Origin of the sequence: Streptomyces otsuchiensis (assembly GCF_004305975.1) — a bacterium.
Taxonomy (GTDB): domain Bacteria; phylum Actinomycetota; class Actinomycetes; order Streptomycetales; family Streptomycetaceae; genus Streptomyces; species Streptomyces otsuchiensis.
In genome coordinates, this window is sequence record NZ_BHZI01000290.1 from 1 (window position 1) to 6,921 (window position 6,921).

The window sequence follows — 6,921 nt, forward strand, 5'->3', positions numbered from 1 at the left end:
CCCCCGCGGCCCTCCCCGCCGGCCGGGGGCGTGGCCGGCGGGGAGGGCCGCGGGGGTGTGGATCGGCGGGATGAGCGCGGCGACCACGCGTGCCATGGCGTCGCGGCCGGGCGCCAGCCAGCGGCGCGGGTCGGTGAGGCCGGGGTCCGCGCCCAGCGCCCGGCGGGTCTCGGCGGTCAGCGCGGCGTTCAGCGCGGTGCCGATGTTGACCTTGGTGATGCCGCCGCGCACCGCCGCCGACAGTTCGGTGTCGGGCACTCCGGAGGCGCCGTGCAGCACCAGGGGGACGGGTACGGCCTCGGCGAGGCGGGCGAGCAGCGCGTGGTCGAGTTCGGCGGACCGTGTCGCCATCGCGTGGGTGCTGCCGATGGCGACGGCCAGTGCGTCGACGCCGGTGGCGGCGGTGAACTCCCGCGCCTGGGTGGGGTCGGTGCGGGCGCCGGGGGCGTGCGGGTCCAGTGGCGGGGTGCCGGGTTTGCCGCCGATCTGGCCGAGTTCGGCCTCGGTCCACAGCCCGTGGTCGTGGGCCCAGGTGACCGCGTCCCGGGTCAGCGCCGTGTTCTCCGCGTACGGCAGGTGCGAGGCGTCGATCATCACGGAGCCGCATCCGGCGTCGGCGGCGCGGCGCAGCAGCTCGGTGTCGCGGACGTGGTCGAGGTGGAGGGCGACGGGTACGTCCGCGGCCTCGGCGGCGGCGGTGACGGCGCGGGCCAGCGGCAGCAGCGCGCCGCCCCGGTAGCGGACGGCGTTCTCGCTGATCTGCACGATGACGGGTGCCCCGGCGCGCTCGGCGCCGTCGATGACGGCTTCGACGTGTTCGAGGGTGATGACGTTGAAGGAGGCGACGCCACGTCCGGCGGCGGTGGCGTCACCGAGCAGGAGTCCGGCTGCGGCGAGTGGCATGGCGGGCTCCGTCCCGACGGCCCGGCGGGCGGCCGGTGCGCGAACGTCGTGCTCGACTGTGCTTGGTTGTGCTTGGTTGTGCAATATAGGCGGCGGTTTCGATCAGTTTCAAGCATGCGGGTGGCGCCGTGAGGCGCGGCGGCCCGTGGGAGGAGGTCCGGGTGAGCCGGGAGGCACGGTGGGAGGCGCTACTGGAGCTGCTGGCGGCGCGCGGCGAGCTGACGGTGGAGGAGGCGGCCGGGGCGCTCGGGGTCTCGGCGGCGACGGTGCGCCGGGATCTGGACGCACTGGCGGAACGCCGGATGCTGCGGCGCACCCGGGGCGGCGCGGTCGCGCACGGCGTCTCCTATGAGCTGCCGCTGCGGTACAAGGCCGGGCGGCAGGCGGACCGGAAGCGGCGGATCGCGCGGGCGGTGGCCGAGCTGGTGGCGCCGGGTGAGGCGGTGGGCCTGACCGGCGGCACCACGGTCACGGAGGTGGCGCGGGCGCTGGCCGCCGACCCGCGTATGAGCGGCGGTGACGGCAGTGGGGTGCCGGCGCTCACGGTGGTGACCAACGCGCTGAACATCGCGGCGGAGCTGGCGGTCCGGCCGCGGTTCAAGACGGTGGTGACCGGCGGGGTGGCCCGCCCGCACTCCTACGAGCTGGCCGGCCCGCTGGCCGCGGCGACGCTGAGCGGGCTGACGGTGGATGTCGCGGTCCTGGGGGTGACCGCGTTCGACCCGGAGGACGGGGCGTGGACCTACCACGAGGAGGAGGCGGCGGTGAACGGGCTGCTGTGCGCCCAGGCGGGGCGGGTGGTGGTGGCGGCCGACTCCGGGAAGCTGGCGGGGCGTTCGTTCGCGCGGGTCTGCGCGGTCTCCGCGGTGGACGTGCTGGTGACCGACGACGGGGTCGGCCCGGGGACGGCCCGGCTGTTCGAGGCCGCGGGAGTGACCATCGTCACGGCGTGAGGAGCGGCTCCCACACCTGCGCAGGTCGGGGCAGCGTCGGGCAGACCGGAGCTATTTGTACCTTTTCGTTTATCGAACGGCGCTTTGTTAATGTTCACTGACGCCGTCCCACGGCCCACGCAGCAGCACCCGAGGAGTCCCGTGTCGTACATGCCGCCGCCGCCTGCCGAGCCGCCCCGGATACCCGGTGCGGAGACCGCGGAGAACACCAGTCCCACGGTGGCGGAACGCTTCCGGGCGCTGCCCCGGCCCGCGCTCATCGGCGGCGCGGTGGCCCTGGTGCTGGGCGGCAGCTTTCTGGTGGCCTCACTGGCGATCGACTCCACCATCGCCTCCGGCACCACGGTGCTGGGCGTCGACATCGGCGGGCTGAGCCCCGAGGAGGCCCGGGACAGGCTGGACAGCGAGCTGGCGGGGCAGACCGACGAGCCCATCCAGGTCTACATCGGCGAGGTTCCGGAGGACGCCGCCGATCCGCACCTGATCGACCCGGCCGACGCCGGCCTCGCGGTCGATGTGGCGGCGACGGTCGACCAGGCCGACCGGCCCGGACTGCTGGGCCGGATCTTCGGCGGTGGCGGCGGCGAGTTGGAGCCGGTGGCCACCGTGGACGAGGAGAAGGGCCGCGCGGAGCTGGAGGCGCTCGCCGAGCAGACGGGCACCGAGCACACCGAGGGGGCGGTCTCCTTCGCCGACGGCGAGGTCGTGGTGACCGAACCGAGCAGCGGTGCCTCCCTCGATGTGGACGGCGCGCTGGAACGGCTGCGCGAGTCCTATCTGAGCGGCGCCACCGACACCCCCCTGTCGCTGCCCGTCACCGCGGCCCAGCCCGACGTGGACGAGGAGGAAGTCCGGCGCGCGGTCGAGGAGTTCGCGGAGCCCGCGATGTCCGGCCCGGTGACCCTGACCGCCGACGGCCAGGACATCACCCTCACTCCGGCGATGATCAGCCCCTATCTGACGATGGAGCCGGACGACGACGGCAGCCTGGAGCCGCAGCTGGACGGCGAGGGGCTGGCCGGGGACGACACGGTCCGCGCGGAGGTCGACGGGGTCTCCCGCGCGGCGCTCAACGCGCGGCTGGCGGTGCAGGGCGGCGAGGTGGTGGTGACCGCGGACGGCCGCAGCGGCCTGGAGGTGGACACCGGGGACCTCGGCGAGAAGGTGATGCCGCTGCTCACCCGGATCGGCCCGGCCCGCACCGACGAGGCGACCGTCACGGAGACCGAGCCCGAGCTCACCCGGGAGAACGTCTCCGAGCTGGGCATCACCGAGCAGATGTCGACGTTCACCGTCAACTTCGATCCGGCCCCGTACCGGACCACCAACATCGGCCGGGCCGCCGAGCTGATCAACGGCTCCGTGGTGAAGCCCGGCGAGCGCTGGAGCTTCAACGAGACCGTGGGCGAACGGACCGAGGAGAACGGCTTCGTCGAGGGTCTGATCATCCTGGACGACCAGTACCAGACGGCCCAGGGCGGCGGCGTCTCGGCGGTGGCCACCACCATGTTCAACGCGGTGTTCTTCGCCGGCGTGAAGCCGGTCGAGTACGGCGCCCACTCGTTCTACATCGAGCGCTACCCGGAGGGCCGGGAGGCCACGGTCGCGTGGGGCCACCTGGACAACAGCTTCGAGAACGACTCGGACCACACCATCTACATCTCCGCCACCTCCAACGAGAACTCGGTGACGATCTCGTTCCTGGGCACCAAGAAGTACGACGAGGTGGAGTCGGTCACCGGCGACCGCACCAACGTGGTCGAGCCCGGGACCCGCGAGGCCATCGAGGACGACTGCGTGCCGCAGCCCCCGCTGGAGGGGTTCGACGTCACGGTGGAGCGGGTCTTCAAGATCGGCGGCGAAGAGGTCAAGCGCGAGGACTTCAAGACCCGGTACACCCCGCGTGACGAGGTCGTGTGCGAGGCCGGCTCGGGCGACGACTGACGTCCCGGCCGGGAGCCCGGCAACCTGACCGGCCGAGGGTCGGCCGTCGCGGAGAGCGACGGCCGGCCCTCGCTCGTGTGCGGGTGGGTGACGGGCCGGTCCGGCCCGCGTTGGTCCGATCAGGGCATTCGGGCGCGGTCACCGGACATGATCGTTGCAACATTCATATAACTGCCGCATGGTCGACCAGGGCGCGGGGAAGTCCTCTCATCGCTCATGTGGTGAGTGACCAACTCCGTTTGTACACAGGGCTATTCGTTGGCCATTGCCGGTCCGCGAGAGGAGTGGCCGCTCGCCTCCCGATCCGAAAGCATCTGGAGGAGCAGTGTCCGGACGAACATCGCGTCGCGGTTTCCTGACCGCCGTCGCGGCGGCCGCTGGGGGCGCGGTCGCACTTCCCGTCATCTGCGCGAACTCGGCCTTCGCGGCCGCACCGGGGGACCTTCCCGTCGTCAACCGGCCCGACCATCCCGCCGCGCAGTACGCGCCGGGCGCGGAGGACGACCCGTACGCGGAACCGCTCAACGCCAGCGTCGACTGCGAACTGCACCGAAGGGAGCGCTGAGATGGCGACCTTCGTCACCCGCGCCCAGTGGGGCGCCCGCGCCCGGCGCAGCAGCAACACCAACATCACCCCGGCCAACGGCGGGGTCACCGTCCACCACGTCGGTGGCAGCCGCGTCGCACGCGGCAGCCACGCCGACTGCGCGGCGCAGGTGCGCGGAATCCAGAACTACCACATGGACTCCAACGGCTGGACGGACGTGGCCTACAGCCACCTCACCTGCGTGCACGGCTATGTCTTCGAGGGCCGGGGCGAACGGCAGCGCACCGCCGCCAACGGCACCGACGCCGGCAACCAGAACTGGTACGCGGTGTGCGCCCTGACCGGCGGATCGTCCAGCAACTACGACGCGATCACAGCACAGTTGGTGGACGCGTTCCATCTGGCGATCGCACGGCTGCGCTCCTCGGGAGGCGCGGCGGCGGCGATCAACGGCCACCGCAACCACCGGGCCACCGAGTGCCCCGGGAACCTCTACCCGCTGGTGCAGGACGGCCGGCTCAACCCCGGGGGCAGCCGGACGCACACGGTGCGGGCTGGGGAGACGCTGTACTCGATCGGCCAGCTATACGGCGTGCCGTGGATGTCGATCGCGGCGGCCAACAACATCCCGGAGCCGTACACGATCCGGATCGGCCAGGTGCTGATCATCCCGGCGGCGTGACCGCACGCGGCCGGGTGCGTGAGCCGGCCGTCTGAACCGCCGTCCCGGGCGGGTGACCGCCCGCCCGGGACGGCGGCACCCGTGAGCGTCTCCTCGGGTGCCTGGCCTCGACGGCGGCGTGAGGCTCAGCCGACGTCCGCCGCCGCGCTCCGGCCGGCGGCCCGGCCGGAGAAGAGGCAGCCGCCGAGGAAGGTGCCCTCCAGCGCCCGGTAGCCGTGCACCCCTCCCCCGCCGAAGCCGGCGGCCTCGCCCGCCGCGTACACCCCGGGCAGCCACTCGCCGTCCTCGCGCAGCACCCGCCCCCGCAGGTCGGTCTCCAGGCCGCCGAGTGTCTTGCGGGTGAGGATGTTCAGCCGTACGGCGACCAGCGGACCGGCATCCGGGTCGAGCAGACGGTGCGGGGTCGCGACCCTGATCAGCTTGTCCCCGAGGTAGGAGCGGGCGCCGCGCACGGCGGTGAGCTGGAGGTCCTTGGTGAACCGGTTGCCGATCTCCCGGTCCCGCGCCTCGATCTCGCGGCGCAGCGCCGCCTCGTCGATCAGCTCCTCGCCGGTGAGCGCGTTCATGCCCCGTACCAGTGCGCCGAGGTCGCGCTCCACCACGAAGTCGGCGCCCTTCTCCATGAAGGCGCGCACGGGACCGGGCGCGCCGCCCCGGGCCCGGCCCAGCACCCCGCGCACGGACTTGCCGGTGAGGTCGGGGTTCTGTTCGGAGCCCGAGAGGGCGAACTCCTTCTCGATGATCCTGCGGGTGAGCACGAACCAGGTGTGGTCGTGGCCGGTGCGGGTGATGTGGGCGAGGGTGCCGAGCGTGTCGAAGCCGGGGAAGAGCGGGACGGGCAGCCGGCGGCCGGTCGCGTCGAACCACAGCGACGACGGGCCGGGCAGGATGCGGATGCCGTGGCCGGCCCAGACCGGGTCCCAGTTCTCGATGCCCTCGGTGTAGTGCCACATCCGGTCGCGGTTGATGAGCCGGGCGCCGGCCTCCTCGGCCACGCCCAGCATCAGGCCGTCCACGTGGGCGGGTACGCCGGACAGCATTCGTGCGGGCGGATTCCCCAGCCGCTCGGGCCAGTTGGCCCGCACCAGCTCCTGGTTCCCCCCGATTCCGCCCGAGGCGAGGACCACGGCCTGGGCGCGCAGTTCGAAGTCACCGGCCCTCTCCCGGCTGCTGGCGGCCCCGCGCGCCGCCTCGCTCGCCACCAGGACCTCGCCGCCGACGGTGTCCACCGTTCCTCCGGTGGCGGCCAGCGAGGTGACCCGGTGCCGGAACCGCAGCTCGACCAGTCCGCGCGCCACCCCCTCACGCACCCGGCGGACGAACGGTTCCAGGAGCCCCGGGCCCGTCCCCCAGGTGATGTGGAAGCGGGGCACCGAGTTGCCGTGCCCGCCCGCGTCGTAGCCACCACGTTCGGCCCAGCCGACGACCGGGAAGAACCGGACGCCCATACCGTGCAGCCAGGAGCGCTTCTCCCCGGCGGCGAAGTCGACGTACGCCTCGGCCCAGCGGCGCGGCCACCGGTCCTCGGGCCGGTCGAAACCGGCGGTGCCGAGCCAGTCCTGCCAGGCGAGGTCGCGGCTGTCACGCACCCGCATCCGCCGCTGCTCGGGCGAGTCGACGAGGAAGAGCCCGCCGAAGGACCAGTGCGCCTGACCGCCGAGCGACTGCTCGGGCTCCTGGTCCAGCAGGATCACCCGCCGCCCGGCGTCGGCCAGTTCGGCGGTTGCGGCCAGCCCGGCGAGGCCGGCCCCGATCACGATCACGTCGGCGTCGTACGCCATCTGGTTCCGTCCTTCGGGGCCCGCTCGCGGCGGCCGGGCCGGGTGTCGGTGGAGTCGGGAGGGATCGGTGCGGCGCGGCCGGGGCGGGAGCGGACCGGGGGCGGCTCCGGG

The 6,921-nt window shown here is 73.3% G+C and carries 6 protein-coding genes; 4 read left to right on the forward strand and 2 right to left on the reverse strand.

Annotated features, from left to right (window positions below):
• The coding region (locus tag E0D90_RS21725; protein WP_130799741.1) for a class II fructose-bisphosphate aldolase at window positions 1-903 on the reverse strand (903 nt) is incomplete at its 3' end.
• 161 nt (window positions 904-1,064) lie between these two features.
• Between E0D90_RS21725 and E0D90_RS21730 the strand changes: the two genes are divergently transcribed.
• The 4 genes from E0D90_RS21730 (at window position 1,065) to E0D90_RS21745 (ending at window position 5,029) form a co-directional block, all read left to right on the forward strand.
• A complete protein-coding gene (locus E0D90_RS21730; RefSeq protein ID WP_130799742.1) occupies window positions 1,065-1,856 on the forward strand; it encodes a DeoR/GlpR family DNA-binding transcription regulator in 792 nt (263 codons plus the stop codon).
• Between the two features lie 150 nt (window positions 1,857-2,006).
• A complete protein-coding gene (locus tag E0D90_RS21735) occupies window positions 2,007-3,800 on the forward strand; it encodes a VanW family protein (RefSeq protein WP_130799744.1) in 1,794 nt (597 codons plus the stop codon).
• A gap of 325 nt (window positions 3,801-4,125) precedes the next feature.
• Window positions 4,126-4,365, forward strand: coding sequence for a twin-arginine translocation signal domain-containing protein (locus E0D90_RS21740; RefSeq protein WP_107499069.1), 240 nt, complete (start codon window positions 4,126-4,128; stop codon window positions 4,363-4,365).
• 1 nt (window position 4,366) lies between these two features.
• Window positions 4,367-5,029, forward strand: coding sequence for a LysM peptidoglycan-binding domain-containing protein (locus tag E0D90_RS21745; protein ID WP_103500331.1), 663 nt, complete (start codon window positions 4,367-4,369; stop codon window positions 5,027-5,029).
• Window positions 5,030-5,154: 125 nt separating this feature from the next.
• Here the strand turns inward: E0D90_RS21745 and E0D90_RS21750 are convergent, their stop codons facing one another.
• On the reverse strand, window positions 5,155-6,810 hold the full coding sequence (locus E0D90_RS21750) for an FAD-binding dehydrogenase (protein ID WP_130799743.1): 1,656 nt from the start codon (window positions 6,808-6,810) through the stop codon (window positions 5,155-5,157).
• Window positions 6,811-6,921: the final 111 nt, after the last annotated feature.